We start from the raw sequence: 24,261 nt of genomic DNA, 5'->3' as shown, positions 1-24,261 counted from the left end.
CGATACGGGCATGACAGCCCGGCCCTGCGCCACGTACCTTCGTCGAGGTGGTGGCACAGGGCGGGAGAGGCCAGTGAAGTCGATCAGGTCGGTCAGGTCGGAGGGCGAACAGCGTGCGGGACTGCTGTACGGGATCGGCGCCTACGGATTGTGGGGCCTGGTCCCGCTTTTCTGGCCGCTGCTGAAACCCGCCGGATCCGCCGAGATACTCGCCCACCGGATGGTCTGGTCGCTGCTCTTCGTCGGCGTCGCGCTGCTGGCGCTGAGGCGGTGGGGCTGGGTCCGCGAGCTGATACGCCAGCCCCGGAAGCTGGGGCTCCTCACTGTCGCCGCGACGGTGATCAGCATCAACTGGGGCGGCTACATCTGGGCCGTGAACTCCGGCCGTGTGGTCGAGGCGTCGCTCGGCTACTTCATCAACCCGCTGGTCACCATCGCGATGGGCGTGCTGCTGCTCAAGGAGCGGCTGCGGCCGATGCAGTGGGCGGCGGTCTCCATCGGCCTGGCCGCGGTACTGGTGCTGGCGATCGGTTACGGCCGGCCGCCCTGGATCTCGCTGATGCTCGCGTTCTCCTTCGCCACGTACGGACTGCTCAAGAAGAAGATCAACATCGGCGGCCTGGAGTCGCTGGCGGCGGAGACCGCGATCCAGTTCCTCCCGGCGCTGGCCTTCCTGCTCTGGCTGAGCGCGGACGGCTCGCTCACCTTCTCCACCGAGGGACTGGGGCACGCGGCGCTGCTGGCCTCGACGGGCCTGGTGACCGCGGTGCCGCTGGTCTGCTTCGGCGCGGCGGCGATCCGGGTGCCGCTCACGACGCTGGGGCTGTTGCAGTATCTGGCGCCGGTCTTCCAGTTCCTGCTGGGGGTCCTGTACTTCCACGAGGCGATGCCGCCGGAGCGGTGGGCGGGGTTCGCGCTGGTGTGGCTGGCGCTGAGCTGTCTGACGTGGGATGCGATGGGGTCGGGACGGCGTACGAGGGCGAAGGCAGCGGAAGCGGCGGAAGCGGAAGCGGTACGGCTTTCGACGCCGACGCCCGAGCGTCAGACCAGCACCCCGGTCTGAGCACCGCGCCCCCGCCTCACATCCCTGCGCCCACCGGCGCCAGCACCTCGCCCTCGTCCGCCGCCTCCCCCTTCCGCCGCAGGCCCGCCAGCGTGATCGCCGCGCCCAGCACCACCATCACCACCGGCACGGTCAGCGCCGCGCGGAAGGCGTCCAGGGTCGATCCCGCGTCTGTCGCGCCGCCCCGGGTGAGGCCGTACACCGCCGTCACCGCCGAGATCCCGATCGCCGCCCCGAACTGCGTCGACGTATGCAGCAGACCGCCCGCCAGCCCCTGTTCGCCCGCCGCCACCCCATCCGTCGCGGCGATCGTCAGCGGCCCGTACGCCAGCGCGAAAGCCGTGCCGGTCAGCGCCAGAGTCGGCAGCATCATCACATACGACCAGTCCGGGCCGACCGGCAGGAACAGCACGTACGACGCGATCGCCAGCACAAATCCGCCCAGTATCACCCGGCCGTTGCCGAAGCGGTTCACCAGGCGCGGGGTGAGCGTCGGCGCGAGGACCGCGTCGGAGCCCATGATCAACAGCGCCAGCGCCGTCTCCAGCGAGGACCAGCCACGCAGCTCCTGGAGGTACAGCGTCACCATGAACTGAAACCCCATGAACGACCCGACGAAGAGCAGCGCCCCCAGATCCGCCCGCACCATCGAGGCCTTGCGCAGCAGCCCGAGCCGGACCAGCGGCGACGACGAGCGGCGCTCGATCACCGTGAACAGCCCGACCATCAGCAGCCCGCCGCCCACCGCGCCGGCCGTGGTCGCCCACCCCGACAGCCCGTGCTCCAGCCGTACGATCCCGTACGCCATCAGCAGCATCGCCCCCGCCGCCGTCGCCGCGCCCGCCAGATCGAAGCCGCCCTGGCGTACGGGCCTGCCCTCGGCCGGTACGAGCCGGATCGCGGCCACCAGTATCCCGGCAGCCAGCAGAACCGGCGCGAAGAAGACCCAGCGCCAGCCGAGCTGGGTGAGCAGCCCGCCGATGACAAGGCCGAGGGAGAAGCCACCGGCCGCCGTGCCCGCGAAGACGAGCAACGCCCTGTTGCGCTGCGGGCCTTCCTCGTACGAGGTGGTGATGATCGACATCGCGGCCGGTGTCATGAACGCCGCCGAGACGCCGGTCACAAAGCGGGCGACAATCAGCATCCAGCCCTCGGTGGCGAAGCCGCCCAGGCCGGAGAAGACGAGGAAGACGGTGAGCCAGCCCAGAAACATCCGGCGCCGGCCGAGCAGATCGGCCGCCCGGCCGCCGAGCAGGGTGAAGCCCGCGTAGCCGAGTACGTACGCGCTGATCACCCAGGCCGCGGTGCCGGTCGACAACCCCAGATCGGATCTGATGGATGGCACGGCGACGGCGAGCATCGCGACGTCGATGCCCTCCAGGAAGATCGTCCCGCAGAGTACGAGGAGCAGGGCCCAGGCGCGTGCGGGCAGGGCGGCGACAGCTGAGGCGGAAGACATGGCGACTCCGGAGACCAGTTCATGGTTGGTTACTCGGCCGATGGCCAGTTCCTTCTTGTAACCACTGCGATCCTCCGGCAGCATGGCGTGCCATGGAAGAAGGCACTTTGAAGTCACCGAGTAACTGCGCGAGAACCGACCTCCCGGGGGCCGGAGACACGGACCCCTTCCAGTGGGACAGCCGCGAGGGCTGCGAGGTCCGCCAGATCCTCGACCGGGTCGCCGACAAGTGGTCGCTGCTGGTGATCGCCCTGCTCGACAGCCGCGTACTGCGCTTCACCGAGCTGCGCCGCGAAATCGACGGGATCAGCCAGCGGATGCTGACGGTGACGCTGCGCCAGCTGGAGCGGGACGGGGTCGTCAAGCGCACTGTGCACGCGGTCGTGCCGCCGCGCGTGGAGTACGAGCTCACTCCGCTGGGCGGCACCCTGCACACGACCATCCGAGCCCTGGTCACCTGGACCGAGGAACACCAGAACGAGATCGCGGCTGCCCGCGCCGACTACGACGCGCGCGCGGCGGATACGGAGCGGCCGACGATGACGGCCGACGCGCGCTGAGCGAGCGCCGCTTATTTTCCTTTCTGGCTGAAAAAAGGAGGGCCACCCGGCCTCGGGAATTCCGAGACCGGATGGCCAATTTCACTTACGGCGCCCCGAGGATCAGGTGGAAGCTACCTTCCAATGCTGGAAGGTGTCGTCGGGGTCGCACGTTTCAAGGCCCAGCGGTGCGTTGCGCGCCATCAGAGTGGCACAGGTTCCCCTGACGCGGTTCTGGAGGAGGACGTAATCGCCCTCCAGCGGGACGTGCCTCCATTGGGCGCGCAGGTTGTTACAGTCCTGGAGAGTGACGCTCGCGCCGCCCACCTGCTGGGCGGAGGCGCACAGGCCGCTTTCCTTGCCCTTGATGGTGAAGAAACCACCGCCGACGTTGGTGATGGACCACTGCTGGTTGTCGCCCCCGTTGATGTCGTAGGTCACGACAGCCGTGCCGGGGTCCGTGCCGTGGTCGTCCGCGTCCCAGACCTGTCCGGGAATCTCGCGGTTGTGGATGTAGTTGTATCCGTCATCGGCGGACGCATGGGTTGCCGTGGCCAGTAAACCGCCGGTCAACATGCTTGCGGACGCCGCCAGAGCAGCAGCGATCCGACCGAACTTCCCCATTTAACTTTTCCTCCCTGTGTGCGGTTCAGGATTGCAAAAGGACAGCGCCCCTCGCTTTTGTGCGCTTTGCCGAGGAAAGCGCATGACCTGCCTGCATCTTCAGGATGGGGCCGGAGTTACTGCACGGCAAGGAAATTAGCACGAACTGATGAAATGAGTCAGGCGGCGTTTGCCGTGAATTCGCCCTGCTTATATTCAAGAAATTCCAGTAAATTGATACGACGATAAGAAGCCTGTCCGCCACCGGCAGGCGGCATACCCTCAGCGGCCACGCCACAGATGAACCACCCGGCGGCGAAGATTCCGTCGTACGCGGCCAGACTGCCGCCGCAGCGGGCGCCGGCCGGCCGCGCCCAGTTGCCGACCGGCTTCGCCACCGTTCGGCCGCCACAAATCGTCGGGCGACGCCATCGGCACCTGGCGTTCCGCCTGCGCCTTGATCTCGTAGTGCGATTCGTGCGCCGTCACCCGAAACGCCTCGTCGTAGGACGCCATGGCCGCGCTGATGGCCGTACCGGCAACACCCGGCGACGTACAAGCGTTGCCAGCCACGTAAAGAACCCCATCACCACGGCGAGGCAACCGACGAATATCAGGAACGGCCAGAACGCACTCATGGCATCGAGCGCACGTCCGACGTCGGTCCGCATCGGTGAGCCTGACGGGGCCCTGCCCGCACGACGCCTCCCGACCCACTACTCCAAACAGGTGATACGGGAACGTTTCAGCAGGTCAGATCCCATGCGGTGGCGCTTATCCGCCCGCGCGCCTGGACAGCACCGGGTTGCCCTGATCACCGCGCCAAGAAGGGTCGCCCCCATGCGACTTCGTACCGTCTCCGCCGCCGCAGTCTGCGCCCTCACCATGCTGCTGGCCGCCCCCAGCTCCGCCACCGCCGCCACCGGCGATTTCCTCTACCAGTACACGGATTCTCATGGCGCCCCGCAGATTGGGCACCTGACCAACCCGCCGAGCGGGCAGTGCATCACCCTCCCGGAAGTGGAGGCGGAGTCCGTGCCGCCCGCGCATTCGCCGAGGAACTTCACGAGCTCGACCGCCGCGGTCTTCACAGGCATCGAGTGTGAGGGTGACTACTTCTCGCTGAGGCCCAACGGGGGACACGGGAGCGAGCGTCTCAAGCTGCGCTCGGTCGTCTTTTCCTGAGCCGTTCCTGATCGACAGTTCAGAGCCCGGTGCGCGCGAGCCTTCAGGCCCGCCCCGCACCGGGCTCGCTGCGTCCAGTCAGTGTTCCGCGTGTTCGCCGTGGTCGGTGACCTGTGCCGCTCCCCATGTGCGCAGCGCATCGACGAGAGCGGGGTCCGTGGTGCGGAACCGCACGGCCGCGCCATCGGGGCGGTCGGTGTACGTGATCTCGATCCTGCTCGCGCCCGCGCTCAGTTCCTTGAGCCCGGGCATGGCCGAGCCGTGGATGCTGGCGGGGTCGGCGTAGTCTCCCCGCCGAAAACGCCCGGCCTCCTGGGTCAGGTGCTCACGTATCAGCCTGACCTGATCGGCGTCCGTGGGCGCGTCGCTGACGACCTCCTCCAGCAGCCCGTCCGTAGCCGGTACGAAGCGGTGAGTTGTCCGGTCCAGGTCGAAGGGCATCACCGACGCGCCCTTCCGCGCGACCTGTTCCTGCCGAGAGCCTTCCGACGGCGCCTCCGCCGACGACCCGCAGCCGACGCCCAGCACGGTCATTACAGCCAGTACGCCCATGAGCGGGACACTGACGGGACGCGCGGTCCTAGAAATCATGGCTTGCTTCCTCCAGCAGACGCAGGGCTCGGATCACGGCAGGGCGCTGCGCTTTGGGCACCCTGTCGAGCAGCGCGGCGAGCCGGTCGGCGCGGCGGCGTGCCACGTCGGCCGCGACTCGCTCGCCTTGTCCGGTCAGTCCGACCAGTTGCACGCGTCCGTCGGCCGGATCAGCCGCCCGGTCCGCCCAGCCCCGCCCCATCAACTGGTCCACCAGCCGACTCGTGGTGGATTTGGTGAGGCTCAGGCGCTCACCCAACTCCCGTTGAGACATGCGGCCCTGGCGCAGCACGGTGACCGCATGAGCCTCGGCCGTGGACATCGGGGCGCCGCAGGGCGTGCGATCGGCGTCCAGCACGCCGAAGGCGCGTACGAAACGGACGAAGGCGTCGGAGAACGCTTCAGCCGAAGCGTCGTCAGGCCGGCCAGGCCGGTCGGGGCGATCGGGGCGATCGGGGCGATCGGGGCGATCAGGCCGATCGGGGCGGTCGGGGCGTTGGGACATGGTTGCAGGATAGGACTATCTAGTCCCAATCTGCAACCATTTCTCGGCTCGGGGAGCGGCCCCCGTCAGCCAGCCACCGCCCGCAGCGCACCCGGCCGGCGGCCCGTCAGACGGTCCAGCGCGGCCGACGTGGCCTCGTCGGCGGGGAGGTGGACGATCAGCCGCTGGTCGTCGTCCGCGGGCAGTTCGAGCGTTTCGTACGCCAGGCGCAGCTCGCCCGCCTCGGGGTGCACCAGCCGCTCGACACCGCTGGACTTCGGCAGGCTGGGCACGGTGGCCGCGCGATCCGTGAAGGCGGCTCCCGCCGTGATCGCCAGCTCGTCGGCGAGCTCCGCGATACGAGTGTCCGCACGGAACGGGCCCTGCTTGAGGGCGGCGACCTGTTCGTCGGCGATACGGCCCCAGTCCGGGTAGGCGACACGCGCCCGGTCGTCGGCGAACACGTACCGGGCGAGGTTCGGCGGGCTGCCGTCCAGCAGGCCGATGGGGCCCGCCAGCCGTTCGTACGTCGTCGTCCAGGCGAGCAGCTCGCTCAGCCGGTTGACCAGCACCGCCGGTGCGGGCTCCAGGCGGTCGAGCAGCGCGCGTACGGTCGGGCGCACCGCGCGGGTCGGCGGCGTCGCGCCGTTCATGCAGGTGAAGCCGCCGTCGGCCGCCTTGGTGAGGCGGTGCAGGTGGATGCGTTCGCTCGCGGTCAGCCCCAGCACGTCGGCCAGCGCGGACAGCACCGACGCGGACGGGCGGCGGTCGCGCCCCTGCTCCAGCCGGGTCACGTACTCGACGCTGACCCCGGCGAGCGTGGCCAGTTCGGACCGGCGCAGTCCGGGCGTACGGCGGCGGGGCCCGGGCGGCAGACCCACGTCCTCGGGTGTGACGGCCTCACGGCGGATGCGCAGAAACATGCCCAGCTCGTTGTCGCTCACGTCTCGAACGTAACAGCCGACGATCGCCGGATCGTGGCCCTGCCACTACCAGTCTCAGCCCGGCCTTCCAAACCCATGCCCCCGAACGGCAGGTTGAGAGGCATGACCCCCACGGTCATCTCGCAAGCCTCGTACGTTCGGAAATGGAGCACAGCCATGCCCAGTCAGCCGCCGCCCCTCAACCTCGCAGTGATCACCGGCAGCGTCCGGGAGGGACGGTTCGGCCCGGTGGTCACGAACTGGTTCGTCGAGCAGGCCGAGCAGTACAGCGACCGGTTCACAGTCGACGTGATCGACCTCGCCGATACGTCCCTGCCGCTCGCCCTGCCCCCGCTGCCGCCTGCCCTCGAACCGAATATGGCCCGCCCCGCCGGGATGACGGACCTCACCAATCGGCTCGGCGCGGCCGACGCGATCGTCATCGTGACGCCGGACTACAACCGCAGTTTCCCCGCCTCGCTGAAGGCCGCCATCGACTGGCACTACACCGAGTGGCAGGCCAAGGCCATCGGCTTCGTCGGCTACAGCGGCGCGAGCGGCGGCATCCTGGCGATCGAACAGCTTCGGCAGGTCTTCAACGAGTTGGGCGCCCACACGGTCCGCGACTACGTCTCCTTCCCCCGCTATTACGAGCTTTTCGACGCCGAAGGCTCCCTCAAGGACCCGACGGGCCCCAACGCAGCCGCGAAAACGCTGCTTGACCGGCTGCACTGGTGGGGCTCGGTCCTCCACGACGCCCGGCGCGACCGCCCGTACACCGCGGCGTAAAGAGACCCCTACGTTCGCAATACGAACACCGATGACCGGATTCCGCCCTTGACGAGGAGTCAAACTCTCGCTGAACTCTCAGCACGGCACACGCACCGCGCACCACTAGCTCCAACGCCCTGGAATCCGCCATTCCAGGGCGTCTCGCACGTTCCGTCCTGTCCCCATACGGAATAACGGAATCCGGAGCCCCCCACATGCATGTCTCCGCCGCAAGAAACACTGCCGCCGCGTTCGCCCTCGTCGGGCTGCTGCTCGCCGGCGCCGCACCGGTCGCGACCGCTACGACCGCCGCGCCCGCACCCGTCGCGCTCGCCGCCCCCGACATCCCCCTGGCCAACGTCAAGGCGCACCTCACCCAGCTCCAGTCCATAGCCACCGCCAACGGCGGCAACCGCGCCCACGGCCGGACCGGTTACAAAGCGTCCATTGATTACACGAAGGCCAAGCTGGACGCCGCCGGATTCACGACCACGCTCCAGCAGTTCACCTCCAGCGGCGCCATCGGCTACAACCTCATCGCCGACTGGCCGGGCGGTGACGCCAATCAGGTCCTGATGGCCGGCGCGCACCTCGACTCGGTCGCTTCCGGCGCCGGGATCAATGACAACGGCTCCGGTTCCGCCGCCGTACTGGAGACCGCGCTCGCCGTCTCCCGCGCGCAGCTCCAACCCACAAAGCATCTGCGTTTTGGCTGGTGGGGCGCGGAGGAGCTCGGCCTGGTCGGGTCGAAGTACTACGTCGCCAACCTGCCCGCCACCGAACGTGCGAAGTTTTCCGGCTATCTCAATTTTGACATGATCGGGTCACCGAACCCCGGCTACTTCGTCTACGACGACGACCCGGCCATCGAGAAGACCTTCAAGGACTTCTACGCGGGCCTCGGCGTCCCCACCGAGATCGAGACCGAGGGCGACGGCCGCTCCGACCACGCGTCCTTCAAGAACGTCGGCATACCGGTCGGCGGCCTGTTCACCGGTGCCAGCCGGACGAAGACCGCGGCCCAGGTCCAGAAGTGGGGCGGCACCTCCGGTCTGGCCTTCGACCGCTGTTACCACTCCTCCTGCGACACCTCGACGAACATCAACGACACGGCTCTGGACCGCAACAGCGACGCCATCGCCCATGCCATCTGGACGCTGTCCACCGAGCCCACCGTCCCGCCCGGTGACTTCTACGAGAACCTCACCGACGTCACCGTCCCCGACAACGGCGCGGCCGTCACCTCCACCGTCACCGTCGCGGGCCGTACGGGCAGCGCCCCCGCCACCCTCAAGGCCGCTGTGGACATCAAGCACACCTTCCGCGGGGACCTGGTGATCGATCTCCTCGCGCCCGACGGCACCGCGTACCGGCTGAAGAACTCAAGCACCAGCGACTCGGCCGACAACGTCATCGCCACGTACACCGTGGACGCGTCGAGCGAGACGGCGAACGGCGCCTGGCGGCTGCGCGTCCAGGACGTGGTGGCGCGGGACACGGGCTATATCGACAGCTGGAAGCTGACTTTCTGAGACCTGAAACCTGAGCCTGAAACCTGAGGCCTGAGGCCCCAGGACCTGAAGGACTCCCACAATCCGCACGACCGCCACCCCCCACAGACTGCATGCGTGCGCACGCGAAACCGCGCACGCATGCAGTCATGCCGTGACGTCCTTCGTCGTGAAGCGCGCCCACGCCGCCGACCCGAACACCGCCGCGTACACCGCCTGCAGACCGAGGTTCTTCATCACCTCGTCCCAGTAGAGCGGCTCGCGCATCAGATCCGCGAACGACAGCCAGTAGTGCGGGAAGAGATACGGCTGGATCGCGTGCAGCTGCGGAATCGTGTCCAGGATCTGCACCGTGATCAGCAGTCCGACCGTCGTCGCCATCGCCGCGATGCCGCTGGTCGTGAGGGTCGAGACGAACAGGCCGAGCGCCGCTGTCCCCACCAGCGAGGCGGCGACGACGACCGCGACCAGCCCGGCCCGTGCCAGCCCCTCGCCGAAGGAAATCCGGGTGCCGGAGATCGTCGTGACCTCGCCGAGCGGGAAGAGCAGCGCCCCGACGGCGAGCGCGGAGATGGCCACCACCAGAGTCGCGACCAGGCAGAAGACGCAGGCCGTGGCGTACTTGGCGAGCAGCAGCCGGGTACGTCCCGCCGGGGCGACCAGCAGATAGCGCAGGGTGCCGGAGTTCGACTCACCCGCGATGGCATCGCCCGCGATGACGCCGATCGCCATGGGCAGGAAAACCGGCAGGGTCGCGGCGAGCGCGGCGAACACCAGGAAGAGGCCGTTGTTGGTGATCTGCGAGAGGAAGGCCGGTCCCTGACCACCGCCGCCACCTCGTCCGTCGCCGACCGAGCCGCCGTCACTCGTCTCGATCTTGATGGCGATGCCGATGAGTATGGGTACGGCGGCCAGCACACCCAGCAGGGCGATGGTGCGCCAGCGGCGGAACGTGGTCGTCAGCTCGGAGCGGAACAGCCCGAGGGTCCACAGGGCGCTGGGCTTCCGGCCCGCCGCGGCCGTTCCCGTAGCCACCCCAACCACATCAGCCGTCTCGGCCGCCTCAGCCGTCTCAGCCTGCGACATCGAAACCCTCCCCGGTCAGTGCGACAAAGGCGTCTTCGAGCGACGCGCGCTCGACCCCGAACCCCCGTACCCGTACGCCGCCCCGCACCAGCGCGGCAGTCAGCTCCGCCAGCTCCACATCGCCGGCGGGCAGATCGCCCGTGACCCGGTCCCGGTCCTCCTCGACCGTCAATTCGGTGACGCCGAACTCCTTGAGGAGGCGGGCCGCCTCGCCCGCATCGGGGGTGGTGACGGCCAGCCGGCCGCGCGTCCCGGCCGCGAGTTCGGCGACGGAGCCCTGGGTGAGCAGCCGCCCCTGGGCCATCACCGCCGCGTGCGTACACACCTGCTCGATCTCATCCAGCAGGTGTGATGAGAGAAATACGGTGGTGCCGTCGGCCGCCAGCTCCCGGATCAGCGAACGTATTTCACGCATGCCCTGCGGATCGAGACCGTTCGTCGGTTCGTCAAGAACGAGCAGCTTGCGCGGTTGCAGCAGCGCCGCGGCCAGCCCGAGCCGCTGCTTCATTCCGAGCGAGTACGCCTTGGCCTTCTTGCCCGCGGCCTGCGTCAGCCCGACCCGGTCGAGCGCGGCGGCGACGCGCGCCTTGCGGGTACGGGGATCGGCGCTCGGGTCGGCGGAGTCGTACCGCAGCAGATTGTCCCGGCCGTTCAGGAACCCGTACAGCGCGGGCCCCTCGATCAGCGCGCCCACCTGCGGCAGTACGGTGCGGACGGCGCGGGGCATGGGGCGGCCGAGGACCGTGGCGGTGCCCGCGGTGGGCTCGATGAGGCCCATCAGCATCCGGATGGTGGTGGTCTTGCCGGATCCATTGGGGCCGAGGAAGCCGAAGACGCTACCGCCGGGCACGGTGAGATCGAGCCGCTCGACGGCCAGCTGCCCGCCCCGGTAGCGCTTGGTGAGCCCTCGCGTCTCGATGACAGCTGCCATCTGGGTCCTTCCTCTTCCCTTGGTCCTCTTGGTTCTCTTGGTGCTCGTGGTCAGCACTCCGCCCCACCGTACGGAGCGTACGGCGGGGCGGACGGTCATACCGTGTCGTACTACGTGCCCTCTTACTTGTCCTCGTTGGCTGCCTTCACGAGCGCGTCCTTCGTCACGGCACCGACGTACACCGTGCCGTCGTCCGTCATCAGGGCGTTGACCAGGCGGGTCTTGAAGATTGTGCCCGTGCCGAACTTCCCTTCGACCTTGTCGCCCAGCATGTCCAGGAAGTTCTGGGCCTCCGGCGGCACGTCGCCATCCTTCGGCGCGCTCATGTCTGCGCCGCCCATGCCGTCGATCTTGGCGATGGCGCTCCAGCCCTCGCCGATGACGTTCAGACCCGGGAAGCCCTCGGCATCGTTGAACTCGCCCTTGAACTTGCCGTCGAGCTCGCCCTCGAACTTCTTACCGAAGTCCTTGCCGAACTCCTCTTCGAACTGCTTCTCAAGCTCCTTGTCGAGCTCCGTCTCGGCACCCGGACCCTTCTCGGGCTCCGGGAGCGCGTCCTCCTCGGTCACCTTCGCGCCCTTGGGCGGAGTGAACTTGAAGGTGGAGGCGTCCGGCTTGGAGAAGTCGACCTTGGTGAAGCCGGCATCGATCGCGGCCTTGCCGCCGCTGCTCGGGGTGAGCGTGAACTTCAGCGGCACGCCGTTCTTCGCGTCCACCGCTATCTTGATCGAACCGATCGTCGAGCCGCTCTGCTTGGGCTTGATAACCAGCTGGTACGCATCACGGCCCGCCACCTGCGCCGTACCACCGACGGTGATCGAGGTGGTCTTGTCCGCCGCCTTCAGCGCCTCTTGGGCGAGGTCCTTGGGCGTCGTCGGAAGGTCCTTGCCCGTCTCGTCCTCCTCCGAGGGGCCCGAGCCCGGACCGGCATCCAAGCCTGCGTCCTTGCTGTGGAAGGCCTCGTTCGAGGCGCTGTCGTACGCCCAGACCTCGCCGCCGTTGTGGATCAGGCTGTACTCGGAGGAGTCCTCCAGGATGGAGATCTTCTGCTTGTCCGGGCCGTCGGCCGCGATCCGCAGCGTGTGCGAGCCGGTGGCCAGCTCCATCAACTTCGCCTCGGGGGCGGCGGACGAGCCCGACTCCCCGTCCTCGCCTCCGGGGGCGAAGGAGCCACCGCCCAGGCCACCGAGGTCGGCCAGGCCGCCCAGGGCCGGGAGGCCGAGATCCGTCTTGATCGTCAGCGTGCCGGACAGCTGCTGCGTGTCCGAGGCCGCCATCTTCTCGATGAGCTGCTGCGCACTGATCTTCGGCAGATCAGGGTCACCGGAGGCAGCGAGCGCCGGGACGAGCCCGATGGTCGCCGCCGCCACCCCGGCCACCGCGACCGGAACGATGTAACGAGCGGCTTTACGGCGGCCCGCTACGAGGTTCGTGGTCTCTTCGGTGGTCATTTCGCTGTCGTTCGGTGCCATGGTGTGCCCTACCTCCGTGGTTGGTCAGGCCTGTTGGGATTCATCTGACCAAATCGGGCGTGCAGAAGCGTCAGACCGCGGGAGCAACTTGTACTACTGCTATGGGATGACAGTAAGGCGCGATGCCTCCCCCATCCAGTAGGGGATGCGCCGCGTACCGGAGTCGGGAGCGGTGCGGGTCAGCCCGCCCGGTGGACCACCGCGTCGCACAGTTCCATCAGAGCGGCCTTCGCGAAACACTCGGGCAGCGGAGTGAGCATCGCCCGCGCATCCTCCGCGTACCGCACGGTGTCCCGCCTGGCCTTCTCCAGCGCCGGATGGGCCCGCAGCAGCCGCAGCGCCTCGGCGTGCCGGGCGTCGTCCGTCAGATCGCCGTCGAGCAGGGCTACGAGCTCCACGTCCTCGGCCCGCCCGTGCGCCTCGGCCCGCGCGCGCAGGTGCAGCACCGGCAGCGTGGGAATGCCCTCACGCAGGTCTGTGCCGGGGGTTTTGCCCGACTCCCTCGAATCGCTGGCGATGTCGAGTACGTCGTCGGCGAGCTGGAAGGCGACGCCGAGCCGCTCCCCGTACTGGGTGAGGATGTCGACCACACCCTCGTCCGCGCCGGACATCATGGCGCCGAACCGCCCCGACACCGCGATCAGCGAGCCCGTCTTGCCGCCGATGACGTCGAGGTAGTGATCGACCGGATCGCGCCCGTCGCGCGGCCCCGCGGTCTCCAGGATCTGGCCGGTGACCAGCCGTTCGAAGGCCTCCGCCTGGATGCGTACGGCCTCGGGGCCCAGGTCGGCCAGTATGTGCGAGGCCCGGGCGAACAGGAAGTCGCCGGTCAGCACGGCGACGGAGTTGCCCCAGCGGGCGTTGGCGCTCTCCACCCCGCGCCGAACCTCGGCCTCGTCCATGACATCGTCGTGGTACAGCGTCGCGAGGTGGGTGAGCTCCACGACCACGGCCGAGGGCACGACACCCGGCGCGTACGGATCGCCGAACTGGGCGGCGAGCATCACCAGCAGCGGCCGGAAGCGCTTGCCACCGGCGCGTACAAGATGCTGAGCGGCCTCCGTGATGAAGGGCACCTCGCTCTTGGTGGCATCGAGGAGTCCCGCCTCGACGGCCGCCAATCCGGTCTGGACATCGCTCTCAAGAGCCTGGTCCCGCACGCTCAGCCCGAACGGCCCGACGACGGTCACGAGCGGATCTCCTGTCTGCTGACGATCACACGAATTGTCGATGTGTCGCTGGATTCACTCAAGTCAGCGTATCCGGTCGCCTTTCGATCACCGTGGGCGCCTTCCCGCCTCCCCCGGTATGTTCGCGATCAGTCGATATGATCAGACGTAGCTCGTTTATGCAGATTCATCCGAGGCAACGCGCCGAGGTCACGCCATGCACATCCGTACCGGTTTCCCGTACGACACCGTCCACGAGGATGTACATATCCCCCTCGCGGACCGTACGAGGCTCTACGCGCGCGTGTGGCGTCCGCTCACGGACGAGTCCGTACCGGCGGTTGTCGAATACAGCCCGGGGCGGCTGACCGACTGGACCGCGCCGCGCGACTGGCAGCGCCATCCGTGGTACGCGGGGCATGGTTACGCCTCCGTACGGGTCGATGTCCGCGGCCACGGCAACAGCGAGGGCGTGCCCGGCGACGCACACGACGTGGACAACGACGGGGTCGAGGTCGTGAACTGGCTGGCCCGGCAGCCCTGGTGCACCGGCCGCGTCGGCATGTTCGGGATCTCCCGGGGCGCCCTGAACGCGCTCAGGGTCGCCGCCCTCGCGCCCGCTCCTCTGCGGGCGATCGTCATCGTCTGCCCGCCGTACGGCATGGGCGGCGCCGTCCTCGCCGAGGGAACGCACTCCCGGGCCGCCACCCTCCTCGCCTACGCCGCCCGCCCGCCCGACCCGCTCTACGTGGGTGACGCGTGGCGAGGCCTGTGGCTGACCCGGCTGGAGGCAGTCGAGCCCGCCATCGAGGAGCACGCAGTAGTAGAGGAGTACGGAGCCATCGGCGCGGCGGTGCTCGCGGTGGGCGGCTGGCACGAGCCGCACCGGGACGCGGTGCTGCGTCTGGCCGAACGCCTGCCACCCGATCGCGTACGAGGGGTGATCGGACCGTGGTCGCACCAGTACCCGGACCGCGGGCTGCCGCCCGGACCCGCGATCGGCTTCCTCCAGGAGACCCTGCGCTGGTGGGACCACCACCTCAAGGGCGTCGACAACGGCGTCATGGCCGAGCCGCTGCTGCGCTCCTGGATCAGCGAGTCGCACCCGCCCGCGACCGGCTGTGCCGAGCTGCCGGGCCGCTGGGTCGGCGACGCCACCTGGCCGTCCGCGCACAGCACCCTCGTCCCGTACGCGCTCCAGGGCGCGCCCGTGATCGTCGACTCGCCCCAGCACACCGGCCTGGATGCCGGCCGCTTCCGTCCCTGCGGCAACGACGCCGACCTGCCGCCCGACCAGCGCGCCGAGGACGCCCATTCGGCCTGCTTCGACTTCCCGGTCACGGGCGGCGAGCCGGTCGAGATCCTCGGCCGCCCCCGGGTGACCCTGCGGCTGCGCCAGGACGCTCCGTACGGGCAGGCTGTCGCCCGGCTCTGCGACGTCGCCCCGGACGGTGCGTCCACGCTGGTCACGCGCGGCGTCCTGGACCTGGCCGCCGGCCAGGTCCACGAGCTCGCCGCCATCGGCCACGCCTTCCTGCCGGGCCACCGCATCCGGCTCGCGGTCTCCTCCGCGTACTGGCCGTGGATCTGGCCCCGCACCGGCGCGGCGGAAACCGGCTTCACCCTCGACCCGGCGGGCTCCCGCCTGGAGCTCCCTGTACGTCACCCCGGCGGAGACATGACCAAAATCAGCTTCGAGGCGCCCGAACAGTCCGAGCAGTCCGAGCCGCTGGGCGTCGTCGTCCCCGTGACCCTGGACGAGCCGCGCCCGGAGCGGCTGGTGATCCGGGACGTCGCGAAGGGCGAATGGCGGCTGGACGTCGACCCGCGCCCCGGCTCCGCCACCCGGCTCTACCCGGACGGCCTGGAACTCACCGAGGACGCCCTGGAGACGTACACCGTCCGGGAGGACGACCCGTGCTCCGCACACGCCCGCTCCCGGTGGACGATCCGGTTCCACCGCCCCGAGCTGCCCTGGGACGCACGGATCGAGACACGCTCCGAGATCAGCCGCGACCGCGCCGGTTTCCGCACCTTGGACGAGGTGGTGTGCCGGGACGGCGACGAGGTCGTCTTCCACCGCACCTGGGAGAACCTCATCCCCCATACGAGTGGTTGAGGACGCCGACGGCACCTTGCGGCGGCGTGGCAACGTCAACGTAACGTGTCACTCACACCAGTGGAAAGCGAGGCAAGCACGATGCCCGAGCACAGCCCGCTCGATCTGGCCGAGGGCGATCCCTTCGGCCCTCACAACCTCCCGTACGGCGTCTTCACCACGGACGAGGAGCCCGACCGCCGGCGGCTCGGCGTACGCATCGGCAACCATGTGCTCGACGCGGGCGCGGCGGCGCAGACCCTCGGCTCGCCCTATGCGACCCTGCTGGCGCGGCCGAACCTGAACCCGCTGCTGGCCGCGGGACGTACCGCCTGGCGCGATGTGCGGCGCGCGCTGACCGCGTGGGTGACAGTGCCCGCCCACCGGCGGGACATCCAGTCGCTGCTCCACCCGCTCGACTCGGTCACGCTGCATATGCCGTACGAGGTCGCGGACTATGTCGACTTCTACTCCAGCGAGCACCACGCCACCAACGTCGGGCAGATCTTCCGGCCGGACGGGGACGCGCTGCCACCCAACTGGAAGCACCTGCCGATCGGTTACCACGGCCGCGCGGGCACGGTCGTCGTCTCCGGCACGGACGTGGTGCGCCCCTCGGGCCAGCGCAAGTCCCCCGCCGACACGGACCCGGTCTTCGGCCCGACGCGCAAGCTGGACATCGAGGCGGAGGTCGGCTTCGTCGTCGGCACCCCCTCCGAGCAGGGCAGCCCGGTGGCGCTCGCGGACTACCGCGACCATGTCTTCGGACTCTCGCTCCTCAACGACTGGTCGGCGCGCGACATCCAGGCCTGGGAGTACGTGCCGCTGGGCCCGTTCCTCGGCAAGTCCTTCGCCACGTCCGTATCCGCCTGGGTGACCCCCCTGGAGGCGGTGGACGCGGCCCGGGTCCCGCCGCCGGACCGGGACGTCACGCTGCTCCCGTATCTCGACGACGCGGACGACGACGAGCCGGGCGGCCTCGACCTCCGTATCACCGTCATGATCAACGACCAGGTGGTCGCCGAGCCGCCATTCGCCACGATGTACTGGACGGCCGCCCAGCAACTGGCCCATATGACGGTCAACGGCGCCTCGCTGCGCACGGGCGACCTCTTCGCCTCCGGCACGGTCAGCGGCCCCGAGGTCCACCAGCGCGGCTCGCTGCTGGAGATCACCTGGAACGGCCAGAACGCGATGGAGCTGCCGACGGGGACGCGGACGTTCCTGGAGGACGGCGACGTGGTGACGATGACGGCGTGGGCGGAGGGCGCGCACGGCGTACGGGTGGGCCTGGGCGAGGTGACGGGCCGGATCGTGCCGTCGCGGGCGTGAGCCGCGCGCGTCAACGGCACGGACTCGTTCACACGTGCGGGGGAGCCTGATCGCATTCCTGCTGGATAGGCTGGACAGACCCGCGAGACTCCGTCGCATGGGAGCACTAATGAGCGTCGAACCCGAGGCCACTGAGCCCAGCTGGCCGGTCCCGCCCGTGGGCGGCTGGACCGGCGACGACCTGGACCGGCTTCCGAACCTGCCTCCGCACACGGAGCTGATCGACGGGAGCCTTGTTTTCGTGAGTCCGCAGAGCTTGTTTCATTCGCGCGCGGTCAGCTTCTTCGAGTGGCAGCTGCAGTCTGTCGCGCCCGAGGACCTGGAGGTGGTCAGGGAGTTCACCATCGACATCGACTGGCAGAACAGGCCGGAGCCCGATGTGATCGTCGTGGGCGAGGATGTTGTCAATGACTCGAAGCAGACCCGGTTCCCAGCCGAGTCCGTTGTGCTGGCCATTGAGGTCGTCTCCAACGAATCCGTGACCCGCGACCGGGAGACCAAGCCGGTGAAGTACGCGCGCGCCAAGATCCCCCACTACTGGCGCGTGGAGAACAACGAGGGCCAGGCCGTGGTGTATGTCTTCGAACTGGAGCCGGCCACAGGCGCGTACACCAGCACCGGAATCTTCCACGACCGGATGAAGGTCTCCGTCCCCTTCCCCGTCGACCTGGACCTCACCCGGATCACGCCGCGCCGGAAGCGACCCGCCGAGCAGTAGCCGCTCACAGTCTGACCGGGCGTGGCTACTTGTCGCACGTCTTCTGGTCCGCCTGGGACCGCTTGACGTCCACCTTCTTCGGCGGAGCGATGGGCGTGCCGGCCTCCTTGAAGTCCGGCCCGAGGGTGAGCTTCATCGGCTGCACCTCGGCGGCGTCCGTCGCGCCGGGCTTCAGTGCCGAGGCGGGAAGGCCCATGAGGTCCGCGAGCTTACGGGCCTGGCCGGCCTGGTTCGGTGTGTACTCCAGTGTCGTCTTGGCCACGTCCTGCGGGGCGTTGCCGGCGTTGCTGGACTTCTGTACACCCTTGGAGTTCTGCAGCCAGTTCAGGAGGTTGCTCGCGGACCCGCCCCGGGCGCCGCCGTTGGTGATTTCGACGCGCACGGCCGACGCCTCCTCGCGCGGGCCTACGAGCAGGGCGGCCTGCTTGTCCTTGGCTTCCTTCTGCTGCTCCTTCACCTCGGTGAAGGACACGTCGTTCTGCAGCATGCTGAAGACCTGCGGGGCCTCAACTGGCTTCAGAACGACGGTGACGGGCGTGGGCTCGTCCGGGTTGTCGACCACCGGCACCGTCGTCAAGGTGATGTTCTTCAGGTTGATTTTGCCGAGTTCCTTGGCGAGGGTGACCAGCTTCCTGGCGCTTCCTATCCCCTTGTCCACGGTGAGGGCCTTGGTGGCCGCCTCGGCGACGTCGAGCATCTTCTTCGGGCTGCCCAGCGTCTCTTCCTTCAGCTGCCGCATCATCGCTGCGACGAACTTCTGCTGCATCTCGATCCGGTCCAAGTCGCTCTCGTTCTTGAGACCGTGCCGGTTACGGAGGAACGACAGCGCGTCTTCGCCCTCGATCCTGCTTTCCCCGGCCGGCAGATCGAGTTTGGACCCGCCGTCTTCGTCCTTGATGGGCTTATTCAGACACACCTCGACGCCGCCGATCGCGGTGGACAGCGTCTTGACCGCGTTGAAGTCGAACATCATGAAGTGGTCGACCTCAAGGCCCGTGATGCTCTCGACGGTACGCATGGTGCAGCCCGGATCTCGGCCGTTCACACCGAAGGATTCGTTGAATCTGGTGGGGTTCGTCGAGCCTGGGATGACCTTGGACGAGCCATCGGGCTGTTTGGTCTCACAGTCCGGGATTTTGATCATGAGATCCCGGGGGATGCTCAGCACAGTCGCGTTGGTGCGGTCCCCGGAGACGTGGAAGAGGAGCGTGGTGTCGGCGTGGCCGGTGGCGTTGTCACGGTCACCGTAGCTTTCGTTGCCCTTGCCGACCCGTACGTCGTTACCGATGATCAGCATGTTGACCGGCCCCTTCTCCAGGACGCTGTCACTGCCCACGTCGCCGATGTCGACGGTCTTGATGTTGCCGTCGAGGCGGTCGTACCAGTAATACGCGTAGGCCGAGCTGCCGACGAGGATGAAGGCGAGGGTGCCTCCGATCCATATCAGCGCCTTCTTCTTGCCGCCCTTCTTCTGCTGCTTGCGCTTGCGGCGGCCGGAGCCGCGCGTGTCGTCCGGCGCGGGTGCGGCGCGGCGCCTGCGCTGGCCCGGGACGCTGCCCGGGGCGGAGGCGGAAGCGGGGGCGGAGGCGGGGGCGCTCCGGGGGCGGGTTGCCTCTGGCTTCTGTGGGGAACCGGTCAGTCGCAGTTCGTAATTGCCGGTTTCGGGGTTGAGCACCCACTGGTCGGCAGGGTCGATCTCATCCGCCGGCCCACGGCTCTGCGCATCCACGGTTGTTCCAATCCTCCGTCGGGTGCCACACGAGTCGCCTTCCCCCAGGGCTATCGAGTGCTCGATGCGTCACGCTATCCGGCCCGTTCCGCGTTCAGTGACGTCCATGACAAATTCATGGCGCCTGGGGCCGGGCACAGTGCGTATTCCTCCGCATCTGCCACCGTTCGGGCCCCTCAGGGCGTGAGGTGAGCGAAGCCGCCCGCTTTGATGCCGCGTATGAGGTCCCCGAGGCGGGTCGGCGTGGTGGTGATGATCTCGTTCGGGGTGTCGCTCTCGCGGAGGTGGACGGTTCCGTCGGGCGCGGCTGCGAGGTGGAGGCAGTTGCCGGACTCGTCGCCGCTGAACGAGGACTTCTGCCAGTGAAGTTCGGGCATGGTGCCTCCCTAGACAATGCGCGATGTCGCCGGGTGACACCCCGAGCGAGTGGTGTGCGTCGTGCCCGTCCGGACCTTCAGGGTGTGACATGGGCGAAGCCACCGGCCTTGATGGAGCGTATGAGACCCCCAAGGCGGGTGGGCGTGGTGGTGATGATCTCGTTCGGGGAGTCGCTCTCGCGAAGGCGGACGGTTCCGTCGGGCGCGGCTGCGAGGTGGAGACAGTTGCCCCCTTCGCCGCCGCTGAATGAGGACTTCTGCCAGTTGAGCTGGGGCATTTTCGGCTTCCTAGAGTGTGTAGAGGATGTGCTGGAGGAGACCCAGTGAGTCGGGGTGGGCGTGCGACTCGGGGACGGCTGTCGGGTTGATCGGAGCAAGTGCTTCCCGGGACAGGCGGTCGAACATGGCCTGGTACTGGGTGATGTGTTCTTCGTCGTCGAGGTAGATCGACTTGACCGGATGCTCCAGCAACACGGTGGAGAGCTCGGGCACGGACGGTGTGACGTGCAGGAATGCCCCGCTGAACGCCGCGAAGGCATCTGCCTTGAACGGGAACACCTGGATCGTGATGGTCGGCTGTCGTGCCAGCTCGATGAGGTGCACGAGCTGGTTGCGCATAACCTCTGGACCGCCGAAGTGCATGTGCAGCGCCGCCTCATGGATCACGGCGTGGAGGATCGTGCGGAACACCGCCGCTTGAGGCCGGCGCCACCGAAGCGGGCCCACAAGACTCTGCGGTTGACCGTCTGGGACACCAACCCCGAGCCGCCTCGGCCACGCCTGTGCGGCGATGGTGACGATGGTGGGCGCGGGCTCGGGATCGTGCAGGAACTGGCGGACCGGTGGGGGCACTACAGCCTGCGGGAGGGGCTGCTCGGGGCCGGGGGGGGAGCTCGTATGGTGCGAGCTCGCGGGTGTATGAGAGCGCGCGGCCCGGGACGAACAAGGCCCGGCGTCTCCGCACGGAGAAGCCGGGCCCTGGCGCCGATACGGACTTCGGCTACCGCACAAACACACCCGCCTGGCTCGCCAGGTCCAGGAAGTACTGCGGCGCCACGCCCAGTACCACCGTCACCGCCACGCCCACCGCGATCGTCGTCATCGTCAGCGGCGACGGCACCGCAACCGTCGGGCCCTCCGGCTTCGGCTCGCTGAAGAACATCAGCACAATCACGCGGATGTAGAAGAACGCCGCGATCGCCGACGAGATCACGCCGACCACCACCAGCGCGCCCGCGCCGCCCTCCGCCGCCGCCTTGAAGACCGCGAACTTTCCGGTGAAGCCCGAGGTCAGCGGGATACCCGCGAAGGCCAGCAGGAAGACCGCGAACACCGCCGCCACCAGCGGTGACCGGCGGCCCAGGCCCGCCCACTTGGACAGGTGCGTCGCCTCGCCGCCCGCGTCGCGGACCAGGGTGACCACCGCGAACGCGCCGATCGTCACGAAGGAGTACGCGGCCAGATAGAAGAGGACCGACGAGATGCCGTCGGGCGTCGTCGCGATGACGCCCGCCAGGATGAATCCCGCGTGCGCGATCGAGGAGTACGCGAGGAGGCGCTTGATGTCGGTCTGGGTGATCGCGACGATCGCGCCGCCCAGCATCGTCACGATCGCGATACCCCACATGACAGGCCGCCAGTCCCAGCTCAGGCCCGGCAGTACGACGTACAGCAGCCGCAGCAGCGCGCCGAAGGCGGCGACCTTGGTGGCCGCGGCCATGAAGCCGGTGACCGGGGTCGGGGCGCCCTGGTAGACGTCCGGGGTCCACATGTGGAACGGGACCGCGCCGACCTTGAAGAGCAGGCCCGTGAGGATCATCGCGCCGCCGATCAGCAGCAGCGCGTCGTTGCCCATGGTGTCCGCGAGCGCCGGGTCGATCGTACGGACGCTGCCGTCGACGACGTCCGCGATCCTCGCGTACGACATGGAGCCCGAGTACCCGTACAGCAGGGCGATCCCGAACAGCATGAACGCCGACGAGAACGCGCCCAGCAGGAAGTACTTCACCGCCGCCTCCTGCGACAGCAGCCGCTTGCGGCGGGCGAGGGCGCACAGCAGGTAGAGCGGGAGCGAGAAGACTTCCAGCGCCACGAACAGCGTCAGCAGGTCGTTGGCGGCCGGGAAGACCAGCATGCCGGTGATCGCGAAGAGCACCAGCGGGAAGACCTCGGTGGTGGTGAACCCGGCCTTGACCGCAGCCTTTTCGCTGTCGCTGCCGGGTACGGACGCGGCCTGCGCGGCGAAGGAGTCGACGCGGTTGCCGTGCACCTCCGGGTCGAGGCGGCGCTCGGCGAAGGTGAAGACGGCGACCAGCGAGGCCAGCAGGATGGTGCCCTGCAGGAACAGCGCCGGGCCGTCGACCGCGATCGCGCCCATCGCCGCGATGTGCGCCTTGGTGGTGCCGTATCCGCCGGCGGCCAGGCCGACGACCGCCGCGAAGGCGGCGCAGAGGGCGACCACGGTCAGGAACACCTGCGTGTGATAGCGGGCCTTGCGCGGGACGAAGGCCTCCACGAGCACACCCAGGATCGCCGCGCCGACCACGATCAGCACAGGCGCCAGCTGGGCGTACTCGATATGCGGGGCCGGGACCTTGTCGATCGGCTCGACCGCCTTTGTCCACAGGCTGTGGACAACTGTTGCGCTCACTTGGCGGCCTCCACCTCGGGCTGGGGGTCCTTCTTCTGTACGTCGGACATCGTGTGCTCCACCGCGGGATTGATGATGTCCGTCAGCGGCTTCGGGAAGACGCCGAGGAAGAGCAGCAACGCGATCAGCGGGGTGATCACCGCCAGCTCACGGACCCTCAGGTCCGGCATCGACCGCACCTCGTCCTTCACCGGGCCCGTCATCGTCCGCTGATAGAGCACGAGGGTGTAGAGCGCGGCGAGCACAATGCCGAAGGTGGCGATGATCCCGGCCACCGGATAGCGCGCGTACGTGCCGACCAGGACCAGGAATTCACTCACGAACGGCGCGAGCCCCGGCAGCGACAGCGTCGCCAGACCGCCGATCAGGAACGTGCCCGCGAGCACTGGCGCGACCTTCTGCACTCCGCCGTAGTCCGCGATGAGCCGCGAGCCCCGCCGGGAGATCAGGAAGCCGGCCACCAGCATCAGCGCGGCCGTCGAGATCCCGTGGTTGACCATGTACAGCGTCGCGCCCGACTGGCCCTGACTGGTCATCGCGAAGATGCCCAGGATGATGAAGCCGAAGTGCGAGATCGAGGCGTACGCGACAAGCCGCTTGATGTCCCGCTGGCCCACCGCCACCAGCGCCCCGTAGACGATGCTGATCAGGGCCAGGACCAGGATCACGGGCGTCGCCCACTTGCTGGCCTCGGGGAAGAGGCCGAGGCAGTAGCGCAGCATCGCGAACGTGCCGACCTTGTCGACCACCGCCGTGATCAGCACGGCGACCGGCGCGGTCGCCTCACCCATCGCGTTGGGCAGCCATGTGTGCAGCGGCCACAGCGGCGCCTTCACCGCGAAGGCGAAGAAGAAGCCGAGGAAGAGCAGCCGCTCGGTGTTGGTCGCCATGTCGAGCGTTCCCGACGCCCGCGCCTCGGCGATCTCGGAGAGCGAGAAGGTGCCCGCGACGACATACAGCCCGATGACCGCGGCCAGCATGATCAGGCCGCCGACCAGGTTGTACAGCAGGAACTTCACGGCCGCGTACGACCGCTGGGCGGCGGCGTTCTCGTCGCTGCCCGCGTGGGCCCGGTCCCCGAAGCCGCCGATGAGGAAGTACATCGGGATGAGCATCGCTTCGAACAGGATGTAGAAGAGGAAGACGTCGGTGGCCTCGAAGGAGAGGATCACCATCGCCTCGACCATCAGGATCAGGGCGAAGAAGCCCTGCGTCGGCCGCCAGCGGGAGTTCTTTGTTTCCAGCGGGTCGGCGTCGTGCCAGCCGGCGAGGATCACAAAGGGGATCAGCAGCGCGGTCAGCGCCAGCAGCGCGACCCCGATGCCGTCCACGCCCAGTTCGTACCGGACCCCGAAGTCCTTGATCCAGGCATGGGACTCGGTGAGCTGATAGCGGTCGCCGCCGGGCTCGAAGCGTACGAGCACGATCGCCGCCAGCACCAGCGTGGCCAGCGAGAAGAGCAGCGCCAGCCACTTGGCGGCAGTACGCCTCGCCGCCGGGACGGCGGCGGTGACGATCGCGCCGATCGCCGGGAGCGCCGCCGTCGCCGTCAGGATTGGGAAGGACATAC

The 24,261-nt window shown here is 68.5% G+C and carries 24 protein-coding genes; 8 read left to right on the top strand and 16 right to left on the bottom strand.

Annotation, left to right across the window (positions count from 1 at the left end):
- Positions 1-73: 73 nt before the first annotated feature.
- Positions 74-1,063: an EamA family transporter RarD gene (gene rarD / locus ACIHCQ_RS24530; RefSeq protein WP_399666097.1), complete on the top strand. Its 990-nt coding sequence runs from the start codon at positions 74-76 to the stop codon at positions 1,061-1,063.
- Between the two features lie 16 nt (positions 1,064-1,079).
- Here the strand turns inward: rarD and ACIHCQ_RS24525 are convergent, their stop codons facing one another.
- Positions 1,080-2,606 carry an MFS transporter gene (locus tag ACIHCQ_RS24525; protein WP_399666094.1) on the bottom strand — a complete coding sequence of 509 codons (1,527 nt, stop codon included), beginning with the start codon at positions 2,604-2,606 and terminating at the stop codon, positions 1,080-1,082.
- Positions 2,607-2,614: 8 nt separating this feature from the next.
- On the opposite strand from ACIHCQ_RS24525, the gene ACIHCQ_RS24520 reads away from it, so the two are divergent.
- Positions 2,615-3,082, top strand: a complete 468-nt coding sequence (locus ACIHCQ_RS24520) for a winged helix-turn-helix transcriptional regulator (protein ID WP_399666091.1) — start codon at positions 2,615-2,617, stop codon at positions 3,080-3,082.
- Positions 3,083-3,184: 102 nt separating this feature from the next.
- On the opposite strand, the gene ACIHCQ_RS24515 is transcribed toward ACIHCQ_RS24520, so the two are convergent.
- Both ACIHCQ_RS24515 and ACIHCQ_RS24510 read right to left on the bottom strand, forming a co-directional pair.
- Positions 3,185-3,685, bottom strand: a complete 501-nt coding sequence (locus ACIHCQ_RS24515; RefSeq protein WP_399666088.1) for an RICIN domain-containing protein — start codon at positions 3,683-3,685, stop codon at positions 3,185-3,187.
- Between the two features lie 261 nt (positions 3,686-3,946).
- Positions 3,947-4,180 carry a hypothetical protein gene (locus ACIHCQ_RS24510; RefSeq protein ID WP_399666085.1) on the bottom strand — a complete coding sequence of 78 codons (234 nt, stop codon included), beginning with the start codon at positions 4,178-4,180 and terminating at the stop codon, positions 3,947-3,949.
- A 324-nt stretch (positions 4,181-4,504) separates the two neighbouring features.
- Here ACIHCQ_RS24510 and ACIHCQ_RS24505 point away from each other — a divergent pair, with 324 nt between their 5' ends.
- On the top strand, positions 4,505-4,849 hold the full coding sequence (locus ACIHCQ_RS24505) for a hypothetical protein (protein ID WP_399666082.1): 345 nt from the start codon (positions 4,505-4,507) through the stop codon (positions 4,847-4,849).
- Between the two features lie 78 nt (positions 4,850-4,927).
- Here ACIHCQ_RS24505 and ACIHCQ_RS24500 read toward each other — a convergent pair whose 3' ends face one another.
- From ACIHCQ_RS24500 to ACIHCQ_RS24490, 3 genes are all read right to left on the bottom strand, one after another.
- Positions 4,928-5,440 carry an aspartate carbamoyltransferase gene (locus ACIHCQ_RS24500; protein WP_399666080.1) on the bottom strand — a complete coding sequence of 171 codons (513 nt, stop codon included), beginning with the start codon at positions 5,438-5,440 and terminating at the stop codon, positions 4,928-4,930.
- Positions 5,430-5,945 (bottom strand): MarR family winged helix-turn-helix transcriptional regulator, encoded by a 516-nt coding sequence (locus tag ACIHCQ_RS24495; protein WP_399666077.1) that lies wholly within the window; start codon positions 5,943-5,945, stop codon positions 5,430-5,432. The genes ACIHCQ_RS24500 and ACIHCQ_RS24495 overlap by 11 nt, the downstream gene beginning before the upstream one ends.
- Positions 5,946-6,010: 65 nt before the next feature.
- Complete coding sequence (locus tag ACIHCQ_RS24490; protein ID WP_399666075.1) at positions 6,011-6,868, bottom strand: helix-turn-helix domain-containing protein; 858 nt, start codon at positions 6,866-6,868, stop codon at positions 6,011-6,013.
- A gap of 156 nt (positions 6,869-7,024) precedes the next feature.
- Here ACIHCQ_RS24490 and ACIHCQ_RS24485 point away from each other — a divergent pair, with 156 nt between their 5' ends.
- On the top strand, positions 7,025-7,636 hold the full coding sequence (locus ACIHCQ_RS24485) for an NADPH-dependent FMN reductase (protein ID WP_399666073.1): 612 nt from the start codon (positions 7,025-7,027) through the stop codon (positions 7,634-7,636).
- A 197-nt stretch (positions 7,637-7,833) separates the two neighbouring features.
- The gene (locus ACIHCQ_RS24480; RefSeq protein ID WP_399666070.1) at positions 7,834-9,150 is read left to right on the top strand and encodes a M28 family peptidase; all 1,317 of its coding nucleotides are present in this window, start codon (positions 7,834-7,836) and stop codon (positions 9,148-9,150) included.
- A gap of 126 nt (positions 9,151-9,276) precedes the next feature.
- On the opposite strand, the gene ACIHCQ_RS24475 is transcribed toward ACIHCQ_RS24480, so the two are convergent.
- The 4 genes from ACIHCQ_RS24475 to ACIHCQ_RS24460 form a co-directional block, all read right to left on the bottom strand.
- Positions 9,277-10,215: an ABC transporter permease gene (locus tag ACIHCQ_RS24475; RefSeq protein ID WP_399666067.1), complete on the bottom strand. Its 939-nt coding sequence runs from the start codon at positions 10,213-10,215 to the stop codon at positions 9,277-9,279.
- Positions 10,202-11,146 carry an ABC transporter ATP-binding protein gene (locus tag ACIHCQ_RS24470; RefSeq protein ID WP_399666064.1) on the bottom strand — a complete coding sequence of 315 codons (945 nt, stop codon included), beginning with the start codon at positions 11,144-11,146 and terminating at the stop codon, positions 10,202-10,204. Before ACIHCQ_RS24470 ends, ACIHCQ_RS24475 begins: the two co-directional genes overlap by 14 nt.
- 122 nt (positions 11,147-11,268) lie before the next feature.
- Complete coding sequence (locus ACIHCQ_RS24465; protein WP_399666061.1) at positions 11,269-12,618, bottom strand: outer membrane lipoprotein carrier protein LolA; 1,350 nt, start codon at positions 12,616-12,618, stop codon at positions 11,269-11,271.
- A 179-nt stretch (positions 12,619-12,797) separates the two neighbouring features.
- Positions 12,798-13,808 (bottom strand): polyprenyl synthetase family protein, encoded by a 1,011-nt coding sequence (locus tag ACIHCQ_RS24460; protein WP_399666059.1) that lies wholly within the window; start codon positions 13,806-13,808, stop codon positions 12,798-12,800.
- Between the two features lie 196 nt (positions 13,809-14,004).
- On the opposite strand from ACIHCQ_RS24460, the gene ACIHCQ_RS24455 reads away from it, so the two are divergent.
- From ACIHCQ_RS24455 to ACIHCQ_RS24445, 3 genes are all read left to right on the top strand, one after another.
- Positions 14,005-15,906, top strand: a complete 1,902-nt coding sequence (locus ACIHCQ_RS24455) for a CocE/NonD family hydrolase (RefSeq protein WP_399666056.1) — start codon at positions 14,005-14,007, stop codon at positions 15,904-15,906.
- 81 nt (positions 15,907-15,987) lie between these two features.
- Positions 15,988-17,217 carry a fumarylacetoacetase gene (gene fahA, locus ACIHCQ_RS24450; protein ID WP_399666053.1) on the top strand — a complete coding sequence of 410 codons (1,230 nt, stop codon included), beginning with the start codon at positions 15,988-15,990 and terminating at the stop codon, positions 17,215-17,217.
- Between the two features lie 109 nt (positions 17,218-17,326).
- Positions 17,327-17,935 carry a Uma2 family endonuclease gene (locus ACIHCQ_RS24445; protein ID WP_399666051.1) on the top strand — a complete coding sequence of 203 codons (609 nt, stop codon included), beginning with the start codon at positions 17,327-17,329 and terminating at the stop codon, positions 17,933-17,935.
- Positions 17,936-17,960: 25 nt separating this feature from the next.
- On the opposite strand, the gene ACIHCQ_RS24440 is transcribed toward ACIHCQ_RS24445, so the two are convergent.
- The 6 genes from ACIHCQ_RS24440 to ACIHCQ_RS24415 form a co-directional block, all read right to left on the bottom strand.
- Entirely contained in the window at positions 17,961-19,664 is a 1,704-nt protein-coding gene (locus ACIHCQ_RS24440; protein ID WP_399666048.1) for an LCP family protein, read from the bottom strand.
- Between the two features lie 176 nt (positions 19,665-19,840).
- Complete coding sequence (locus tag ACIHCQ_RS24435; RefSeq protein WP_399666045.1) at positions 19,841-20,041, bottom strand: DUF397 domain-containing protein; 201 nt, start codon at positions 20,039-20,041, stop codon at positions 19,841-19,843.
- A 77-nt stretch (positions 20,042-20,118) separates the two neighbouring features.
- Positions 20,119-20,319: a DUF397 domain-containing protein gene (locus tag ACIHCQ_RS24430; protein ID WP_399666042.1), complete on the bottom strand. Its 201-nt coding sequence runs from the start codon at positions 20,317-20,319 to the stop codon at positions 20,119-20,121.
- A 10-nt stretch (positions 20,320-20,329) separates the two neighbouring features.
- Complete coding sequence (locus ACIHCQ_RS24425) at positions 20,330-20,707, bottom strand: DUF5753 domain-containing protein (RefSeq protein ID WP_399666039.1); 378 nt, start codon at positions 20,705-20,707, stop codon at positions 20,330-20,332.
- 334 nt (positions 20,708-21,041) lie between these two features.
- Positions 21,042-22,691 carry an NADH-quinone oxidoreductase subunit NuoN gene (gene nuoN / locus ACIHCQ_RS24420; RefSeq protein ID WP_399666036.1) on the bottom strand — a complete coding sequence of 550 codons (1,650 nt, stop codon included), beginning with the start codon at positions 22,689-22,691 and terminating at the stop codon, positions 21,042-21,044.
- Positions 22,688-24,259 (bottom strand): NADH-quinone oxidoreductase subunit M, encoded by a 1,572-nt coding sequence (locus ACIHCQ_RS24415; RefSeq protein WP_399666033.1) that lies wholly within the window; start codon positions 24,257-24,259, stop codon positions 22,688-22,690. The genes nuoN and ACIHCQ_RS24415 overlap by 4 nt, the downstream gene beginning before the upstream one ends.
- Between the last annotated feature and the right edge of the window lie 2 nt (positions 24,260-24,261).

Origin of the sequence: Streptomyces sp. NPDC052236 (genome assembly GCF_044548015.1) — a bacterium.
GTDB lineage: Bacteria > Actinomycetota > Actinomycetes > Streptomycetales > Streptomycetaceae > Streptomyces.
Note: the sequence above shows the minus strand (reverse complement) of the source record. Positions and strands in the feature narration are given on the sequence as shown.

Bases quoted from the DNA above. Each gene is read 5' to 3' on its own strand.
- ACIHCQ_RS24465 (WP_399666061.1), bottom strand. From the start codon at position 12,618: ATGGCACCGAACGACAGCGAAATGACCACCGAAGAGACCACGAACCTC.
- ACIHCQ_RS24485 (WP_399666073.1), top strand. From the start codon at position 7,025: ATGCCCAGTCAGCCGCCGCCCCTCAACCTCGCAGTGATCACCGGCAGC.
- ACIHCQ_RS24525 (WP_399666094.1), bottom strand. From the start codon at position 2,606: ATGCTGCCGGAGGATCGCAGTGGTTACAAGAAGGAACTGGCCATCGGC.
- ACIHCQ_RS24500 (WP_399666080.1), bottom strand. From the start codon at position 5,440: ATGATTTCTAGGACCGCGCGTCCCGTCAGTGTCCCGCTCATGGGCGTA.
- ACIHCQ_RS24505 (WP_399666082.1), top strand. From the start codon at position 4,505: ATGCGACTTCGTACCGTCTCCGCCGCCGCAGTCTGCGCCCTCACCATG.
- ACIHCQ_RS24510 (WP_399666085.1), bottom strand. From the start codon at position 4,180: ATGGCGTCCTACGACGAGGCGTTTCGGGTGACGGCGCACGAATCGCAC.
- ACIHCQ_RS24455 (WP_399666056.1), top strand. From the start codon at position 14,005: ATGCACATCCGTACCGGTTTCCCGTACGACACCGTCCACGAGGATGTA.
- ACIHCQ_RS24480 (WP_399666070.1), top strand. From the start codon at position 7,834: ATGCATGTCTCCGCCGCAAGAAACACTGCCGCCGCGTTCGCCCTCGTC.
- ACIHCQ_RS24495 (WP_399666077.1), bottom strand. From the start codon at position 5,945: ATGTCCCAACGCCCCGACCGCCCCGATCGGCCTGATCGCCCCGATCGC.
- ACIHCQ_RS24445 (WP_399666051.1), top strand. From the start codon at position 17,327: ATGAGCGTCGAACCCGAGGCCACTGAGCCCAGCTGGCCGGTCCCGCCC.
- ACIHCQ_RS24515 (WP_399666088.1), bottom strand. From the start codon at position 3,685: ATGGGGAAGTTCGGTCGGATCGCTGCTGCTCTGGCGGCGTCCGCAAGC.
- ACIHCQ_RS24435 (WP_399666045.1), bottom strand. From the start codon at position 20,041: ATGCCCGAACTTCACTGGCAGAAGTCCTCGTTCAGCGGCGACGAGTCC.
- ACIHCQ_RS24470 (WP_399666064.1), bottom strand. From the start codon at position 11,146: ATGGCAGCTGTCATCGAGACGCGAGGGCTCACCAAGCGCTACCGGGGC.
- ACIHCQ_RS24475 (WP_399666067.1), bottom strand. From the start codon at position 10,215: ATGTCGCAGGCTGAGACGGCTGAGGCGGCCGAGACGGCTGATGTGGTT.
- ACIHCQ_RS24430 (WP_399666042.1), bottom strand. From the start codon at position 20,319: ATGCCCCAGCTCAACTGGCAGAAGTCCTCATTCAGCGGCGGCGAAGGG.
- fahA (WP_399666053.1), top strand. From the start codon at position 15,988: ATGCCCGAGCACAGCCCGCTCGATCTGGCCGAGGGCGATCCCTTCGGC.
- ACIHCQ_RS24415 (WP_399666033.1), bottom strand. From the start codon at position 24,259: ATGTCCTTCCCAATCCTGACGGCGACGGCGGCGCTCCCGGCGATCGGC.
- ACIHCQ_RS24520 (WP_399666091.1), top strand. From the start codon at position 2,615: ATGGAAGAAGGCACTTTGAAGTCACCGAGTAACTGCGCGAGAACCGAC.